Here is a 17,761-nt window from a genome sequence, read left to right on the forward strand (position 1 = left end):
ATTATCAGTATTACTTGAGACCCTATGAAGATTAGCACCCGCATCCGTTCCCTTCGCCAGCAAAAAGGGTATTCGCAGGAAAATATGGCCGACATGCTGGGCCTTTCGACGACCGCTTACGGCGACATCGAGCGCGGAAAAACCGATCTGACGATTTCCCGTCTGCAACAAATTGCTACAGCATTGGGAACCACCGCCCCGCAACTATTGGCCGAAGAACCCGACCTACAGCCGGAATTATACCCCGCAGAAGTGGTTCATCAGGTCGAAACGCTCAAATCGAATCAGGAACGCAAAGACCTGGAAATCGAAAAACTCCGTCTGGAAGTTACCTATTGGAAACAAAAAGCCGAAGAACTGGCCCTCGTGGAAGTTGTTCGGCAGTTTTCCGTTCCGACAGAGCGAAACAGAATCGGGTTTTAATTCACAGCGCCGTTGGTAGCGAAGTAAATCAAAACCCGATTTTCTACTCTTTATTGGGAGCCCGATTACGCCTGAGGCTGGCGGGCACTTACCAATTCTTTAAACTCATCAACCGAAATCGTTTTCGGTTCCAGTGTCAATTTGCTTTTGATCACGTCGATCACCTTGTCGTCTGAAAGGCGGTTATACATTTGCATGTAATTGTTGCCTTTTTCGTCCATCAGGTATTGCCGGGCTATCTGATCGATGCTTTGCGCCATTTGCTCATCATCGCCGTAGAAACCAAATTGCTCCCGCACCATCGAGCGCGTCACCTCCATCACATCTTCGTACGAAACGTTGATTTCGTTCTCGCTGGCAATTTTATTTTTGATCAGTTGCAGTTTCACCGAACGGGCAAACGCATCGTACTGTTCTTCTACTTCGGTTTCCGTTACCTTGCCTTCATTGGTTTCCAGCAACCATTGCTTCAGGAATTCATCCGGCAGTGAAATGGCAATATTGTCGAGAAGGGCTTGCTCAATATCAATCCGTTGCAAGGTTGACGATTCGCGACCGTAGTTGCTCTTAATGACTTCCAGCACTTTTTCCCGAAATTGCTCCTCGTTTTCGACGGCATCTTTGCCCAGCACTTTGTCGAAAAACTCCTGACCAATTTCGGCCGGTTCATTCCGGGTAATATCATCAACCGTAAATGTGAATTCTCCCGCCAGCGAAGCTGCTTCTTCCGCTTTCAGACCCGTTGCCAGGCCGCGGGCTTTCTCGTCCGGGAAGGTTTTCTGAATATCAAACGTAACCGTATCGCCTTTTTTCAGCCCAATGAATTTCGACAATTCGTCAGCCGCAATCTGCTTGGTTGGCAAAGCGGTTTTTGTCGCAAACGGTTCTGCACTTTCTGCCCCCTCCTGCTTCAGTTCACCGTAGATCATGTCGCCTTCTGCCGACTCTTCAGCGTGCGCATGGCCGCTAAAGCGGGTTTTCAGTTCTTCGATGGTATTGTTCAGTTCGGTTTCTCCCGCTTCGATTTCGTAAACCGGCACCGCTGGCAGGGCGCTGAAATCAACGTCAAAGTCAGACGCCAGTCCTAGATTATAGTTGAACTCAAACTCACTCTGCGTATCCCAATCGATGGCATCAGCCTGCGCCCGGTCGGGCAAGGGATCACCAACTACCTGCAACTTGTTGTCACGGATGTAATTGTTGACAGTATTTTTCAACAATTCGTTGATTTCTTCAACCAGAACGCTTTTACCGTACATTTTCTGAATCAACGAGGGGGGTACTTTCCCCGGCCGGAACCCTTTGATGCTGGCCCGCCGTCCGTAGTCCTTCAATTTTTTATCAACTTCCGGCTGGTAATCACTTTTCGTCAGCTTGATTTTCAGCGAAGCGTTGGTTTCCGTTGATTTATCTAATGCAATTTCCACAGAAAAATAGTGAGTGAATGAGTGAACGAAAGAATGAGTGAATTAACGGAAGCGTAAATAGAGGTAAAACCTATTCGCTCAATCGCTAACTCACTCATTCACAATTAAACTTTGTACGGGCGGAGGGACTCGAACCCCCATGCCTTGCGGCACCAGATCCTAAGTCTGGCACGTCTACCAATTTCGCCACGCCCGCGAAACACAACTTAGTTTGAGCCTTCGTCGTTACGGTTTTGGTGGTTCTGCCTGGGCGAACCCCTACCCCGAACTTCCGTGTCTTAAACTGTTTTTGGCCTGCAAAAGTACAAATGATTTCTGTATCGTACAACCTCTTTTCGCAAGAGTATTATTTTTTACACGATCCTTTGATTTGCTGAGTCCATTTTTTTAAATTTAATGTATATCCTTTACTGGAAACGATGCCGAGTATAAGAGAAGGAGAACACACCCTTATGGACGTAACTGCGGATCCGATCAATGATCTTGATCTGGAACGGAAAGAAATACTGAAGCGCTACCGGCGATTGCTGCGGGAAGCCAAACCAATGCTGAAGGACAACGACGCCAAATTGATCAAAAAGGCGTTCAATACTTCACTCGAAGCCCACCAAAGCATGCGTCGCCGATCGGGCGAGCCGTATATTTATCATCCACTGGCCGTTGCCCAGATTGCCGTTGAAGAAATTGGACTGGGCACCACCTCGATTGTGGCCGCGCTCTTGCACGACGTGGTGGAAGATACGGAAATGACCATTGCCGATATCGACCGGCTTTTTGGCCCGAAGGTGGCCCGAATCATCGATGGGTTGACCAAGATCTCGGGCAAATTTGAATACGGCACTTCGCAGCAGGCGGAAAATTTCCGCAAAATGCTGCTGACGTTGTCGGACGATGTGCGGGTAATTCTGATCAAACTGGCCGATCGGTTGCATAACATGCGGACACTCGATTCGATGCCCCGCGATAAGCAACTGAAAATTGCCTCCGAGACAATTTATATTTATGCCCCCCTGGCCCATCGGCTGGGTTTATACGCCATCAAGTCGGAATTAGAAGATCTCTATCTAAAATACACCGAGCCGGAAGCGTACAAAGATATTGCCCGTAAGCTCCGGGAAACCAAAACCTCCCGGGATCGATTCATCGCCCGCTTTCTGGAGCCTATTGAAGCTGATTTACGGGAAGTTGGGTATAATTTTGTAGTGAAAGGACGCCCGAAGTCCATTTACTCGATCTATAATAAACTAAGCAAACAGAAAAAACCGTTCGAAGAAATCTTCGATTTGTTTGCGATCCGGGTTATTCTGAACGTTCCGCAGGAAACCGAAAAAGCCGCCTGCTGGCAGGCTTATTCGGTGGTTACGGATCATTACAAACCCAATCCTGACCGGCTGAAAGACTGGATCAGCACCCCCCGCGCCAACGGATACGAGTCGCTGCACACCACGGTTATGAGCAAAGCCGGGCAGTGGGTTGAAGTACAGATCCGGACGGCCCGTATGGATGAAATTGCGGAGAAAGGCTATGCGGCCCACTGGAAATACAAAGGCAACGAAACTCAGACCGGGCGGGGCATCGAAACCTGGATCAGTCAGGTGCGCGAAATGCTCGAATCGGCCAACAACGAAAAAACCGGAGCCATTGAGTTTCTGGATGATTTTCGGAGCAATCTATACAGCGAGGAAGTCTTCGTGTTCACCCCGAAAGGTGACTTGAAAGTGCTTCAGCGGGGCGCTACAGCCCTGGACTTTGCCTTTGATATTCACACCCAGATTGGGGCACGGTGTATGGCGGCTAAGGTTAACAGCACGCTGGTACCCCTCAGCTACGTGTTAAATAATGGCGATCAGGTCGAAATTATCACGTCGAATAAACAGAAACCCAACGAAGACTGGTTGCGGTTCGTGGTGACGTCGAAAGCCAAAACCAAGATCAAGGACCTCATCAAAGAGGAAAACAAACAGCACATTACGGATGGTCGTGAAGCCGTGGCCCGCAAGCTGAAAACGTTGCGGATGGATATGACCAACGAATTGCTCAACCAGATTCGGGCGTATTTTGGCTCCAAAACCTCCAACGACTTTTTCTACCGCGTCGGCAAAGGCCACGTTGATGTTCAGGAACTGAAAAAGTTCAAGTCGGATAAAGAAGCAAAGGAAAACCGTCAGAACAAGCTTAATACCGATACCCTTCAGGATGGCAAGCAGTTTGAAAAAGAGCTGAAAAAAATCCACGGGGAACGGGCCGACGCCGACATGCTCCTGATCGGCGAAGACATGGACCGCATCGACTATACACTGGCAAAATGCTGCAACCCCATTTCGGGCGACGACGTGTTTGGTTTTGTGACGGTTAACGAGGGCATCAAAATTCACCGGACCACCTGCCCTAACGCGGTCGAGCTGATGTCGAACCACGGCAACCGGATCATCAAGGCCAAATGGACCTCGCAACGCGACCTGGCTTTCCTGGCGGGGTTACGCATTACGGGAACTGACCGGGTGGGGCTAGTCAACGATGTTACCAAAATCATCAGCAACGAGTTGCACATCAACATCCGTTCCATCACAATTGATTCGAAGGATGGTATTTTTGAAGGCAGCCTGAAGTTATACGTTCACAATACCCATCACCTCGAAGAATTGATGAAAAAACTCGAAAAAGTAGATGGAGTCGTGAAAGTAGCCCGGTTTGATTAATTTTGTATTCTTTTTAGCGCGCTTGGGGCTTAAAGACTTTGTACCGATTCGTTGATTCTGCGTCCACGTTTCTGGTAACACCTTTCCTTTCAGCCCCTTAGCCCATATCTGTGAAGTTATGCCAGTAGCGAAACAAGCCAACCTCGAAGCCGCAAGAAAAATCTTTACGGCTTATTTAGAAAGCAAAGCCCTCCGGAAAACCCCGGAACGCTTCGCAATTCTGGAAGAGATTTATAACCGCGAAGACCATTTCGATGTAGATGAACTCTACATCTCGATGAAAAATAAAAAGTATCAGGTTAGCCGGGCCACGGTTTACAATACACTTGATGTACTCGTTGACTGTGATCTGGTAACAAAACACCAGTTCGGCAAAAACCTGGCCCAATACGAAAAATCGTACGGTTACAAACAACACGACCACATCATCTGTACGGATTGTCATCACGTGATGGAATTTTGTGATCCGCGCGTGCAAAACATCCAGTCGCTCGTTGGTGATATGCTGAAATTCAACGTCATGCACCATTCGCTGATTTTCTATGGAAGCTGTCAGCGGGACAACTGCGAAAACCGTCAGAAAAACGAAGAAGAAAAAGATCTTCAGGAACATGGCGGCCAGCCGTTGGTATCGTAACCCGCTGGCCAACTATTACGCTTCAACGACAAAGACCGACTTGATGAACGTAGTCTTTATCTTTAATTATTTATCATGGTAGATGTATTACTCGGCCTTCAATGGGGCGACGAGGGCAAGGGGAAAATTGTGGATGTACTGGCCCCGCAGTACGAAGTGGTCGCCCGGTTTCAGGGCGGACCAAATGCCGGTCACACACTGGAATTTGACGGGTTCAAACACGTATTACACCAGATTCCGTCGGGTATTTTCCGGGGTGATATCAAAAACATCATCGGTAACGGTGTTGTACTTGATCCGATTGTATTTCGGAAAGAAATCGACGGTTTAGCCAAATATAATCTCGATCTGACGCGGAATCTCTTTATCTCCAAGAAAGCTTCGATCATTTTGCCGACCCACCGGTTGCTGGATGCGGCTTACGAGCAGGCCAAAGGTGATTCCAAAATTGGTTCCACACTGCGCGGTATTGGCCCAACCTATCAGGACAAAGTAGCCCGGCAGGGCTTGCGCGTTGGGGATATATTGTCCCCAAACTTCCGCACCAAATACAACAAACTGGTCGCCATTCACAAAATTACATTAGACCACCATACGTTCGATTATCAATCCGTTTTGCCACAGGCTGAAACGGAGTTTTTTGAAGCAGTGGAATTCATGAAACAGTTCCGACTGGTTGAAAGCGAGTACGAAGTCAACCAGGCACTGCAAAACAACCAGAAAGTGCTGGCCGAAGGTGCTCAAGGCTCCCTGCTCGACATTGACTTCGGTTCGTATCCGTTCGTCACCAGCTCAAACACAATGACGGCGGGTGCCTGCACAGGCCTGGGCGTTGCTCCCCGGCAGATTGGCGAGGTCTATGGTATTTTCAAAGCCTACTGCACCCGCGTTGGCAGCGGCCCTTTCCCCACCGAATTGCTGGACGAAACCGGTGAGCGTATGCGGGCAGAAGGCCGGGAGTTCGGCGCTACTACGGGCCGTCCGCGCCGGTGTGGCTGGCTCGATTTGCCCGCCCTGAAATACGCCATCATGATCAACGGAGTATCGCAATTGATTATGATGAAAGTGGATGTATTGAATATTTTCGATACCATTAAAGTCTGCACGCATTACCAGCTGCCCGACGGAACCGTTTCAGAGCAACTACCTTATGATCTGTGCGATACGACTGTAACACCGATTTACAAAGAATTCAAAGGCTGGGAAACGGCGCTGACCGACTACCATACGTTTGAAGAAGTGCCCGCCGAACTGGCCGCTTACATTGACTTTCTGGAAGCTGAACTGGGCCTTCCCATCAGCTTCATTTCAACCGGTCCCGACCGCGAAGCTATCATTCACCGCGAAGCCGTCGCCTGACTATGGTAGCTTCGGTTCCAGAATAAAATGCAAGGACCTGCCCAGATTCACTCTCGGCAGGTCTTTTTTTGTTATTTTTGAGTTGTTAAACCCACTATTTTAAGTACAGCATGGATCAATCACCGCTCTTTAATCGCCGGGGATTTCTAAAAAAAGGTGCGCTAGCTTCCCTGGTTGGTGCCTTAGGGACCGAAATTGTCTTTGCCAATAATTTACCCGCCCATTACGTCCCGGTGGCTTTCGACCCCAATCCGATGCCGGGTAAGCACAAAGACCTGACGGTGCTGAATGACAAACCGTGGAATGTTGAAACACCCGCTCACCTGCTGGACGATCCTATCACGCCCGCCGATAAGATGTTTATCCGAAACAATGGTTTGATTCCGGAGAAGATCGACGTAGCAACCTGGAAACTGACCATCAACGGCGAGTCGGTGAAGGCTCCAAAAACCTATTCGCTGAGTGATTTAAAGAAACGGTTTAAAACCTATACGTACCAGCTGGTGCTCGAATGCGCTGGTAATGGCCGGGCGGGATACTTCCCACAAACTTCTGGTAATCAGTGGACTGATGGAGCCGTGAGTTGCGCAGAATGGACGGGGGTTCGGTTGAAAGATATTCTGGCGGATGTAGGGCTGAAAAACGATGCGGTTTATATCGGTTACTACGGTCAGGATTTACACGTCAGCAAAGATCCCACTAAACCGGTTATTTCGCGGGGCGTCCCCTTAAAAAAAGCACTTGAAGACGAAACACTGGTGGCCTGGGCCATGAACGGACAGGATATTCCATTGACGCATGGCCACCCGCTGCGGCTTGTTATAGGCGGCTGGCCCGCATCCACTTCTGGCAAATGGCTGCATACCATTGCGGTTCGAAACAAAATACACGATGGAGCCAAGATGACCGGCAAAAGCTACCGGGTACCTATCAACCCGGTACAGCCTGGAGTCGATCCGCCGGAAGATCAGTTTCGGATCATTGAATCCATGCCGGTGAAGTCACTGATCACTTTTCCGAAAACGGGAGCTGAACTAAAATCAGGAGAAGCAATACCGGTGCGCGGTCATGCATGGGCGGGCGATCGTTCCGTTAAAACCATGCAGGTTTCGTACGACTTTGGTGCTACCTGGCAGGAATGCAAACTCAAAGCGCCTAAAAACCGCTTGGCCTGGCAGCAGTGGACCATTGACCTCAAGCTACCGCAGAAGGGATACTATGAAATCTGGGCCAAAGCGGTTGATGAGGCCGGTATATCGCAACCCATGGTAATGCCCCAATGGAATCCGGAAGGCTATTGCAACAATGCCTGTCACCGAATCGCCGTCAAGGTGGTTTAAAATTTATAGTTTCAGTGTACGGTTTGAGGACCCCTACAGACATGTATCAGAACCGTAAACTGATCACCTACCGCGTAAACAGCCCGACCCGGCGCGAATCCAGTTTCAGAAAGACAAAAAGTAGGATCGAAAACGACCAGAGTGATGACCCTCCGTAACTAAAAAACGGCAACGGTATGCCAATTACGGGCATCAAACCAATCGTCATGCCGATGTTGATCATGATGTGAAAGAAAATAATACCGGCTAGCGAATATCCGTAAACACGGGCAAACCGCGTTCGTTGCTTTTCTGCCAGTAAGACAATCCGGCACAACAACCCTATAAATAAGCAAACGACGATGGCGCTGCCCACGAAACCGTGCTCTTCACCAATGGTACAGAAAATAAAGTCGGTACTTTGTTCGGGTACAAAGTCAAATTTGGTTTGCGTGCCTTCCAAAAAGCCCTTTCCCTGTAACCGCCCTGAGCCAATGGCTATTTTGGCCTGCGTTACATTCCAGCCCGCACCAAGCGGGTCAGCTGCTGGATTGATCAATACTTTAATCCGGTTTTGCTGATGCTTCTGTAAGACACGGTTAACAAAAAAATCTACCCCCACCACAACGAGTATCATCGTCACAGCCGTGATGCAAATGACCATTACATTCTGAACGGAGCGCTGATACCGGGGAGTCAGCAGAAAGATCAGCAGTGCCAGTAACACGATTGCTGCGAACAGATAGAGCTTCGGAACAATCAGGGTCAGGATAAACAACGTAATGGTCACTACCGCGATCAGGGGGTAAACTCCCGGTAGTCCTTCCCGATACAGCATGATGATAAAAGAGGCAAAGACCAGCATAGACCCAGTTTCGTTGGAAGCAATAATCAGCACGGCCGGTAATGCAATGATGCCCGCACACCAGAGCTGATCTTTCAGCTTCGTCAGGTTTACGTTCGGATAGTCGATATAGCGCGCCAACGCCAGGGCGGTCCCCAGTTTCGCAAATTCCGCGGGTTGAATGGAAAAGCTCCCAAACTTAAACCACGACCGGGAGCCGTTAATATTGCTGCCTGCTACCAGCACCAGCAACAAAGAAAGGATCGTGATGCCGTAGATGACAAACGCAAATGTATCCCAGAACCGGTAATTGATCACCAGAATGGCAATGATCAGCAGGATCGTGGTCCCAATCCACATTAGTTGTTTACCGGCATTAGTCGATAAATCAAACAAACTCGTTTGAGACTCGGGACTGTTAACGGCCGCATACACGTTCAGCCATCCCATCAACACACAGGCTATGTACAGCATGAGCGTTGTCCAGTCGATGTTTTGCGTAATTTGTGGTTCGCGAGAAACCAATGGTGTACAATTAGAGGGTGAACAATGGGATTAATTTCCGCTGGTAGTAGCTGGCTCAGGCGACAGCGGGCGGGGCTCGTTCTGCATGGCAGGCCGCATCACCGGTTTTTTGGGCGGCCCGGCCATAGGGCGAATGGCGCTGTCTTTAGGCATTTCAGGGCGTTTCGGCTCTATTTTTTTGGGCAGCACTACCCCCGGCAGAAAATTCATTTCTTTTACCCGTTTTTCCAGGGCTACGTTACTGATCTGTCGTTTCAGGTATTTTTCTATAACCAGGGCGGCAATCGGCGCAGCGGCTTTTCCACCCGCACCCGCATTTTCAACAAAAACGGCCACCGCGATTTTCGGGTTTTCACGCGGGGCAAAAGCAATAAAAATGGAGTGGTCCTCGCCCCGTTTGTTCTGCGAAGTTCCGGTTTTGCCGCACACCACAATACCAGGAATCTGGGCGGAACGGGCCGTTCCGCTCTCCACTACCTGCTGCATTCCATCAATAACGATGTCAAAATAACGCGGATTGATACCCACATCGTGTTTGATGCGGTACTGTTCCGGCAAATTCTGCCCGGGACTACCAATGCCGGCAACCAGATGAGGTGTATAATAATACCCCCGATTAGCGAGAATAGCTGCGACATTAGCCATTTTCATCGGGCTGATCAGCAACTCACCTTCCCCGATACTCAGCGAATAAATCATGGAAAATTTCCAGCGTTTTTCGCCGTATATCTTATTGTAATATTCCGGTCCGGGCAAATTCCCTTTCAACTCACTTGGCTGGTCGACGCCCAGTTTCTGGCCGATTCCGAATCTGGAAACCATTTCGTGCCATTGCTCCAGTCCTAGAGCCGAGGCCTTAAACGTATTGCGTTCGGTATTGTTATACAGCAGTTTTTGAAAAACCCGGTAGAAATAAGGGTTACAGGAATGCTGAACAGCTCCATCCAAGTGAATGCCGCCCGGATGTGCGTGGCATTTCATGGGAACACCCGCGTGCGAAAACGTCGAATAGGGCGTAATCACGCCTGATTGCAAACCCACCAACGCCTGAATCAGCTTAAACGTAGAACCAGGTCGATAGCTAGCCATAACCGGTCGATTCACCAGCGGTTTGTACTGATTGCGGATCAGTTTGATGTAGTTCTTGGAGAAAAACCGGTTCGACAAAATATTGGGATCATACGTTGGCGCCGATGCCATCACCAGAATCTGACCCGTTGATGGCTCAATCGCTACCACACTGCCTACTTTGTTTTGCATTAGGGTATCAGCGTACTGCTGAACTTCTGCATCGATGCCCGTATACAGGTTTTTACCCGCAACAGCCAATGAATCAAACTCCCCGTTTTTCCAGGAACCTTTAATAACCCCCCGCACATTCTGCATTACAAACTTGGTTCCCCGACGTCCTCGTAGTTCTTCCTCATACTGTTTTTCCAAACCGCTGTGCCCCAGGTAATCACCCTGTCGGTAATAAGGCGTTTCCTGCTCGTCGAACTGCTTCTTGGTGATTTCACTTACGTAGCCCAAGGCGTTGGCCAGAGTTCGTGCCGGATAGGTTCGTACCGAACTGGTAACGTGCTCAAAGCCCCGGTAATCGACTAACGCATCCTGAATCTGGGCAAAATCTTCTTTTGACAACTGGCGTAGAAATAGCGACGGTTTGACGGGTGAATACGCTTTTGCCGTCGACATAATACTGTCAAATTCCGCTAGTTCCAGCCCCATCAGCCGACAGAAAGCCAATGTATCCGGAATATAAACTTTTTTAGGAGTAACGTATATGTCGTAAACTGGGGTATTAAATACCAGGATTTTCCCGTTCCGGTCGTAAATCTGTCCCCGGTAAGGAACCTCAATAATTCGCTTGATGGAATTACTCGACGATTCCAGCGAGTAGCTATCGTCCAGAATTTGCAGGTAAAACAAACGCGACAAGTAGACCAGCCCAACCAGACAGAAAACGCCGATGACAATATATTTTCTGTTCTCAATCATAACTCCTAAAATACTCCAGCCCTTTTTGTACCGAATTATAATACAAATATAACGAGAGAAGCTCTAGAAATAATGAGTTCTTTCGCAAGAAATAAACAGGATTTATCCAAGAAAAAAGTACCAGACGTTCTATACCCTTCCTTCAAAAAACGAGTCACCCGAGAGCCTTGGCCCGGTATGATTCAGAACAGCCCTACTTATCTACTTTTTACAGATCGGCTTACAAACCTTTGGCCAATGTTTTTACCCGAATCAAATACATATCGGCCGTGATGTAGAGCGTAGAACCATCATTCCCGAAAGCACAATTGGCCGTAGCAACCCCGGTCCGGATACGTCCCAGGAGTTTTCCCGGGCCGTCGGGGCGGTCGGGAGCAATAACAAGAATACCGCCCGGTCCGCTCGACCAGACTGTGCCGTTTTTATCAACTTTCAGCCCATCGGGCAGGCCCGGCAGCTTTTGCTTTACGCCTTCCGTTGCATCGTAGAAGATGCGGCCTTTCCCAACTGTGCCATCGGCCTGAACAGGATAAGCCATAATGTACGGTTTCTCGGGATCGGACTGGGCGATGTACAACGTTTTTTCGTCGGGTGAAAAGGCAATTCCGTTCGGACGGGTCAGGTCACTGATCAACTGCGTAACGTTTCCATTGGGCGTAACCCGATAAACACCATGGACCGCCAGCTCCCGGGTTTTAGTATCTTTTTCGCGCTCGGGCAGCCCATACGGTGGATCGGTAAAATATACGCTGCCACTCGAATGAGGGGCAACGTCATTGGGACTGTTAAACCGCTTTCCTGTATAGCTATCGGCCAATGTCTGTTTACCGCCCGCTCCCGGTTCCAGCGAAAGCACCGAAATACGCCGATCACCATGCTCTGCCGAAATCAGCCGACCTTTTGCGTCCACAGCCAGGCCATTGCTACCGGGTTCTCCACTGTACGGCGCTACCCCTGTATACCCCGACGGTTTCATAAACGGTTTGCTCCCTTCTTTTTCCGACCATTTGTAAACCGTGTTCTGGGGAACATCGGAAAAAAGCAGGTACCCTTCTTCGCGCCCCGAACCTTTGATCCAGACCGGCCCTTCTGACCAGTCAAAACCGCTGGCCACTACTTCCAGCTTAGCCTCCTTTGGCAGCAACGCGTCCAGCCGGGCATCTAGCCGTTCAATGGACCCAATAATGGGATAGGGTGTCTGTGCAATGGCAAAGCAACTGATTGATGTCAGCAGCACCGAAAAAAGACTTTTTCTCATACGGATTCGGTCAAGCGTTAGGGTTCTGGCGGGAAATTACAAATTAAAACCGGTTTACGGTATCCATTTTATGGTATTCAGTCCGCTCATTTGTTCCGCAAACTGAACGTTCGTAAACCGTTATTTTATTTCAAAAACCGCTTTTCCCACCCCGGGCCGCCCGTCGGTTGAAGCACCCTCTGCCAGCACGCGAACGGGTGTCCGGGCGTCGGAAGCAAAGAATGTAACCTGTGCCTTGCCATCGTCGCCCGTTTGAATCATCGGTGCCCAGTGAAGCGTCGGACGGAAATCCGGACGAGTATGTTCGGGTTTAGCTTCGTCGTAGCGCGGGGCATAAAATTCACGTACCGTTCGGAAGCCGGGCAGTATGGTAACCAGGGTACCGGGCGATCTCTCCTGGCTGAAATCGTAGTTGGGTGAGCCGCGCTTGGTGTAAACAGCTATAACTCCTCCGCTGGCCCGGCTGCCAAAAATAGCCGCCGATGCCCCTTTCAGTACGTCAACATAATCGACGTCGAATACCGGAATGGATACAATGCTTTCTTTTGCAACCGGCATACCGTCTAGGATAAACAGCGGTTCAACCGCACCTGAGAAATTGACAGCACCCCGAATTTGGACGGTTGGATTCATGGGGTTACCAGACACGTTGACACCCGGAATCCGACCGCGCAGCAATTCCAGCACGGACATAGCGCCTGAAGCCATGTTTTGATCTATTTTCAGCGTATTACTGGCCTGTCCGTATATTTTCCGCGAGTCTGACGGAGCTTCCCGTTTCTTCCGAACTGTTACTTCCTTCAGCAAAATCTCACGATTCCGGCGAATTTGCCGTTCAATATCCAGGTACTCCTTTGTTCTTTTCAGGTAGTCGGCCAGTTCGTCGCGCTGAAAGACCAGGGGGTTATATGGAATTTTTGTCAGCGTAACGGTTGGCCCGATCAGGTCGGTCAGTTTAATGGTGACGTTCCGATTGCTTTTGCCCGCAACGGCCTGAATCAACACTTTGGTTGAATCCGCGAAGTCCAGCCCATTCACGTAAAACCGTCCGGTTTCATCCGATTCACCGGCAAATACGTCCCGTGAACTATCCGGACGCATCACCATAAACGTCAGGTTAACCACCCCGGGTGTTTTCTGATTCGGCCGCATGACCTGCCCTTCAATGGTGATTCCCTGCTCAACGGGGTATTGGGCCGCAGCGTACGCATCCTGCAACACATCCGGCCAGACAAACCGTCGCCATCCCTGCGTCATCATCAGCACATCCAAATCCGTGAGTCGCTCTTTGTTCGACGGTTCGAAATAATAACCGGGCTGTTCAATCATTCCAGTCAAATCAGACCGAAGCAAGAGATAGGATATTAAATCGGCAGCATACGGTTCTTTCTCCAGTACCTGCGTCGCATCGGTGGCAGCCAGCGAGAGGTTGGCCCGCACCGGCTTTCCGGTGGCATCCCGCACCAACACCTCCAACTGAATTTTTTCGCGGGGAGTAAACGCAGGTTTAGACGGTTTTATCGTAACCGTGAGTCGATCATCTTTTTCCACAAAAACCAGTCGTTCACAAACGGGCCGATTGGATTCATCAAACAGCGTAATCTGCGAAATACCATCCAAGAACAACGTTCGGGGAATTTGCAGCATCACCGCCTTTTTACCAACCTCGCCCTGGGCTACTTGGATAACTTTCCCCCGCGACTGCGCAATTAGGGTAAATTTACCCTGCGCGCTGGCCGGTTTATTGTTCTTGACAAATACGCGCACGTTATCGCGGTTGGTCGTATTGTCTACCAAAAGCACATAGCCCTCTGGCCGAGCGTCTGGCAGCTTATAGGAATGGGTCCTTCCATCCGCCAGTTTGACAAAAGCCGTGTAGCGTTGCCCTGATTCCGGTTTGAGCGAAAAATACCCCATGCCTAGGTGCTTGTCCGAAAAAGCCGTCACGGTATCACCCGACGAACTTAGCACAAACCCTTCTGCGTTCAACCCTTTCCCCGCCGGACTAACTATTTTGAACGCAACGCGTCCTTCCAATCCAGTGATCAGTTGTCCTCCTTCCGGAAAAAACTGGCCATCGGGCTGGGCCGCCGTCGTTGGATTCGAAACGAGTTCAGCTGGTTGAGTATCCGTCCGCAACAAGGTCAGCGGTTTGGTAAAAAAATAGTCTTCCGGAAAATTTCGCATCCAATTGGTGTAAGCCCGCAGCAGATAAGGACCAGCTGCCAGTGAATCACCCAGGGTAATATCCCCTACAGCATAGCCGTTTTCGGCCCGTAGCATCCGGTGTACCATTACTTTCTGGCTCTCCAGGCTTATCAGATCTACATACAGCACTTTGCTCACGGAATCGGCCAGATGCGCTGGGCCATCGAATAGATAGCCCTTCAGCCAGATCGTTTCGCCCACGGTATAATACGGACGGTCGGTCTGGACATACACTTTTTCTTTTGGGAAAGCGGTACTAAATGCGTTCAGCCGTTCTGCTAAACGGCCCGGAAAATCGTTATCAATAAATCCGAAGGCCAAGACTATGGAAACAGCCAGGAACAAGCCAACTCGCTGAAATAAAGTATTTAGTCGATTCATTGAGTAGTTTTTCAAAAAAAACATGGCAAAAAACAAACACTCCCCTATAAATTAGCAAACTTATTTGGTAACAAAACCCGAAATGACCAGACCCATTCCCAAAACTGCACTTATCGTTGGCGCAACCGGACTCGTTGGTTCTGCACTAACTCACCGCCTGGTAGAATCAACCGCCTACGAAAAAGTAAAAGTACTGGTTCGGCAGTCCTTGGGCTGGCAACACCCTCGCTTACAAGAGATTCAATACGACTTTGATCATCCCAATAGCTTACTGGTTCAGGCCGACGATGTATTCTGCTGCCTCGGCACCACGATGAAAAAAGCCGGTTCCCGGGAAGCATTCCAGAAAGTCGACTACCAGTATCCCTTAGACGTAGCCAAGCGGGCTTTGGTCAACGGAGCCCGGCAATTTTTATTGGTTTCATCGATGGGGGCCAACCCCGACTCATCTTTTTTTTATAATCGTGTCAAGGGCGAGCTTGAACGCGACATTACGGCTTTACAATATCCGGCTTTTTTAGTTTTTCGCCCCTCTCTGTTGCTCGGCGACCGAAAAGAATTTCGCTGGGGAGAACGCATTGGTGAGGGCCTGATCAAAGTCTTCAATCCTCTGATTCCCGCCAAATACAAAGGTATTCGGGCCGAAAGCGTGGCCAACGCCATGTGTAAGAAAGCGCAGGCAGAGCTAAGCGGAAAGCACATTTTTGAGTCGGATCAATTGCAGCAATTCTAACCCATGACGTACTCACCTTCCTTGCTTCGCTACGGCCATAATGAGCCGTTGCCCGAACCCCGTATTCTCCGTGCCGGGCCGTTGACTATGCTGTATGACAACGGTTTTCTCCGCTATATCCGTTTGGGTGACCACGAAGTTTTACGGCTCATTTATCACGCGGTCCGCGATCACAACTGGGCTACGGCAACACACCGTATCGAAAATGAGGTTGTTGAACTAGGCGACAACTCGTTTCGGATTAACTATACCTGTTTTTGCCAGTATGAGACGGCTGCTCTGCGCTGGCAGTGCGAAATTACCGGCGACCCGGACGGAACCATTCAGTTTACGATTGATGGAGAAGCCCTGAGCGAGTTCCAGCGAAACCGGGCCGGATTCTGTGTGCTCCACCCCATTCCGGAATGCGCCGGGCAAGTTTGTACCCTAACCCACCCCGATGGGAGCCAGTCGGCGGCTCTTTTTCCGGAAACCATCAGCCCTCACCAGCCTTTTTTGAATATCCGGGAAATGCAATGGCCGACGGTGAACGGTGGGGCTGCGGTTCTGTGGTTTGTGGGGGATATTTTTGAAACGGAAGATCAACGCAACTGGACGGACGCATCGTATAAAACATACTCCACACCCTTATCAAAACCGTTTCCGGTGATGCTCAGACCCGGCGATACCATTCAGCAATCCGTCGAATTGCGGCTGGTTTCACCAGATGTCAGCCTGCCCAGTTCGCCATTGCACTCCACCGAAACTATACTTTCGGTGGATACAACCGCTCTGCCGTTACCCGCAATTGGCACCAGCTCCAACCACAAACCGCTAACTGCCCTGCTGGTTGAGCGTCTGAAGAAAGTCAACTTCCAGCACCTGCGGGCCGAAGTAAATTTTCAAAAACCGTCCTGGCCTGAAACCTTTCAAAAGGCGGTTGAAGATGCTAACCTGCTTGGTGTCAAGCTGGAACTGGTTCTTGTTTTCAACCAGCTTCCTAATTATGAATTGTATACGTTTCTGAAAGAACCCGTCGACTCCGCTCTTATCTCGTCGGTTTTGCTAGTCAGTAATTTCGCTAAAACAACGCCGGTCTCGTTGGTCGACCAGGTGGTTTCACCAATCCGGCAGGCCTTCCCGGCGGCCACGATTGGTGTGGGAACAAATGCTTTTTTCGTAAACCTGAATCGTGAAACGCCCCCCATTGACGGCGTCGATTTTATGGCTTATGCCATCAGTCCACAAGCCCACGCGGTGGATAACCTGACGCTCATGGAGAATACGACGGCGCAACGGGACACCGTTCGGGATGCCCGCCGTTGGATTCCGGAAGTCCACGTATCGCCGGTCACCCTGCGTCCCCGCTTCAACCCCGACGCCAAAGGCGATGATCCTGACCAGATGCCGTTTTCTACCGACCCCCGGCAAATGTCCTTATCTGGAGCGGCCTGGACACTGGCCAGCTTAAAAAATCTAATTCAGGCCCAAGCCCGGTCGGTAACTTATTATGAAACCGTTGGCGAGCAAGGTATTTTGCAGGGTGATATACCGTCGGCATATCCCGACCAGTTTCGGGCAGAAGCAGGCACGGTTTTTCCGCTCTACTGGATTTTTGAGGCAGTAAACCGCTTTCAGGGCGGACATGTGGTCCCAACCAGCAGTAGCCAGCCTTTCAAAACGGACGGACTGCTACTGAGCAAAGGAAACGTAAAAATGCTGATTCTGGTAAATCTGACCAATAACGTACAACCCCTTTCGATTCCGGTTGACCACCCGGTTACGGCCCGTGTTTTAGACGAAACCACGTTTAGTCAGGCCTGCTTTTCGCCCGATGCTTTTTGGGAATCTGCTGCGCAACCTTTAACGCCTAACGACGTTGGCAGCCTGCAGTTGGAATTAATGCCTTTTGCTACTGTTTTCGCAGAATGGCAAGAAAATGTTGAGTAGCAAACCGTTCTAGGCTCCCTA

At 49.9% G+C, this 17,761-nt stretch carries 12 protein-coding genes and 1 tRNA gene; 7 read left to right on the forward strand and 6 right to left on the reverse strand.

The window, feature by feature from the left end:
* Positions 1-24 precede the first annotated feature (24 nt).
* On the forward strand, positions 25-423 hold the full coding sequence (locus ACYVH9_RS11850; protein ID WP_460636566.1) for a helix-turn-helix domain-containing protein: 399 nt from the start codon (positions 25-27) through the stop codon (positions 421-423).
* Between the two features lie 65 nt (positions 424-488).
* Here ACYVH9_RS11850 and tig read toward each other — a convergent pair whose 3' ends face one another.
* Together tig and ACYVH9_RS11860 are read right to left on the reverse strand one after the other, a co-directional pair.
* Positions 489-1,850, reverse strand: a complete 1,362-nt coding sequence (tig, locus tag ACYVH9_RS11855) for a trigger factor (protein ID WP_460636567.1) — start codon at positions 1,848-1,850, stop codon at positions 489-491.
* A gap of 114 nt (positions 1,851-1,964) precedes the next feature.
* Positions 1,965-2,046 (reverse strand) — tRNA-Leu (locus ACYVH9_RS11860).
* Positions 2,047-2,302: 256 nt separating this feature from the next.
* Here ACYVH9_RS11860 and ACYVH9_RS11865 point away from each other — a divergent pair.
* The 4 genes from ACYVH9_RS11865 (at position 2,303) to ACYVH9_RS11880 (ending at position 7,885) form a co-directional block, all read left to right on the forward strand.
* Positions 2,303-4,549: a RelA/SpoT family protein gene (locus ACYVH9_RS11865; RefSeq protein ID WP_460636568.1), complete on the forward strand. Its 2,247-nt coding sequence runs from the start codon at positions 2,303-2,305 to the stop codon at positions 4,547-4,549.
* Between the two features lie 118 nt (positions 4,550-4,667).
* Positions 4,668-5,186 (forward strand): Fur family transcriptional regulator, encoded by a 519-nt coding sequence (locus ACYVH9_RS11870; RefSeq protein WP_460636569.1) that lies wholly within the window; start codon positions 4,668-4,670, stop codon positions 5,184-5,186.
* A gap of 75 nt (positions 5,187-5,261) precedes the next feature.
* Positions 5,262-6,545, forward strand: coding sequence for an adenylosuccinate synthase (locus ACYVH9_RS11875; RefSeq protein WP_460636570.1), 1,284 nt, complete (start codon positions 5,262-5,264; stop codon positions 6,543-6,545).
* Between the two features lie 110 nt (positions 6,546-6,655).
* A complete protein-coding gene (locus tag ACYVH9_RS11880) occupies positions 6,656-7,885 on the forward strand; it encodes a sulfite oxidase (RefSeq protein WP_460636571.1) in 1,230 nt (409 codons plus the stop codon).
* A 67-nt stretch (positions 7,886-7,952) separates the two neighbouring features.
* On the opposite strand, the gene rodA is transcribed toward ACYVH9_RS11880, so the two are convergent.
* The 4 genes from rodA to ACYVH9_RS11900 form a co-directional block, all read right to left on the reverse strand.
* Positions 7,953-9,233 (reverse strand): rod shape-determining protein RodA, encoded by a 1,281-nt coding sequence (gene rodA / locus ACYVH9_RS11885; RefSeq protein WP_460636572.1) that lies wholly within the window; start codon positions 9,231-9,233, stop codon positions 7,953-7,955.
* A gap of 30 nt (positions 9,234-9,263) precedes the next feature.
* Entirely contained in the window at positions 9,264-11,231 is a 1,968-nt protein-coding gene (gene mrdA, locus ACYVH9_RS11890; protein ID WP_460636573.1) for a penicillin-binding protein 2, read from the reverse strand.
* Positions 11,232-11,451: 220 nt separating this feature from the next.
* Positions 11,452-12,489 carry an SMP-30/gluconolactonase/LRE family protein gene (locus tag ACYVH9_RS11895; RefSeq protein WP_460636574.1) on the reverse strand — a complete coding sequence of 346 codons (1,038 nt, stop codon included), beginning with the start codon at positions 12,487-12,489 and terminating at the stop codon, positions 11,452-11,454.
* Positions 12,490-12,609: 120 nt separating this feature from the next.
* Positions 12,610-15,078, reverse strand: a complete 2,469-nt coding sequence (locus ACYVH9_RS11900; RefSeq protein ID WP_460636575.1) for a TonB-dependent receptor plug domain-containing protein — start codon at positions 15,076-15,078, stop codon at positions 12,610-12,612.
* An 82-nt stretch (positions 15,079-15,160) separates the two neighbouring features.
* On the opposite strand from ACYVH9_RS11900, the gene ACYVH9_RS11905 reads away from it, so the two are divergent.
* The gene (locus tag ACYVH9_RS11905; protein WP_460636576.1) at positions 15,161-15,811 is read left to right on the forward strand and encodes an oxidoreductase; all 651 of its coding nucleotides are present in this window, start codon (positions 15,161-15,163) and stop codon (positions 15,809-15,811) included.
* A gap of 3 nt (positions 15,812-15,814) precedes the next feature.
* A complete protein-coding gene (locus ACYVH9_RS11910; RefSeq protein ID WP_460636577.1) occupies positions 15,815-17,740 on the forward strand; it encodes a hypothetical protein in 1,926 nt (641 codons plus the stop codon).
* The last annotated feature ends 21 nt before the right edge of the window (positions 17,741-17,761 follow it).

It is taken from the genome of Larkinella harenae (genome assembly GCF_054780515.1).

What these genes read in the sequence shown, in the direction of transcription:
- ACYVH9_RS11850 (WP_460636566.1), top strand. Translation starts at nt 25, where the DNA reads ATGAAGATTAGCACCCGCATCCGTTCCCTTCGCCAGCAAAAAGGGTAT.
- ACYVH9_RS11865 (WP_460636568.1), top strand. Translation starts at nt 2,303, where the DNA reads ATGGACGTAACTGCGGATCCGATCAATGATCTTGATCTGGAACGGAAA.
- ACYVH9_RS11870 (WP_460636569.1), top strand. Translation starts at nt 4,668, where the DNA reads ATGCCAGTAGCGAAACAAGCCAACCTCGAAGCCGCAAGAAAAATCTTT.
- ACYVH9_RS11875 (WP_460636570.1), top strand. Translation starts at nt 5,262, where the DNA reads ATGGTAGATGTATTACTCGGCCTTCAATGGGGCGACGAGGGCAAGGGG.
- ACYVH9_RS11880 (WP_460636571.1), top strand. Translation starts at nt 6,656, where the DNA reads ATGGATCAATCACCGCTCTTTAATCGCCGGGGATTTCTAAAAAAAGGT.
- mrdA (WP_460636573.1), bottom strand. Translation starts at nt 11,231, where the DNA reads ATGATTGAGAACAGAAAATATATTGTCATCGGCGTTTTCTGTCTGGTT.
- ACYVH9_RS11895 (WP_460636574.1), bottom strand. Translation starts at nt 12,489, where the DNA reads ATGAGAAAAAGTCTTTTTTCGGTGCTGCTGACATCAATCAGTTGCTTT.
- ACYVH9_RS11900 (WP_460636575.1), bottom strand. Translation starts at nt 15,078, where the DNA reads ATGAATCGACTAAATACTTTATTTCAGCGAGTTGGCTTGTTCCTGGCT.
- ACYVH9_RS11905 (WP_460636576.1), top strand. Translation starts at nt 15,161, where the DNA reads ATGACCAGACCCATTCCCAAAACTGCACTTATCGTTGGCGCAACCGGA.
- ACYVH9_RS11910 (WP_460636577.1), top strand. Translation starts at nt 15,815, where the DNA reads ATGACGTACTCACCTTCCTTGCTTCGCTACGGCCATAATGAGCCGTTG.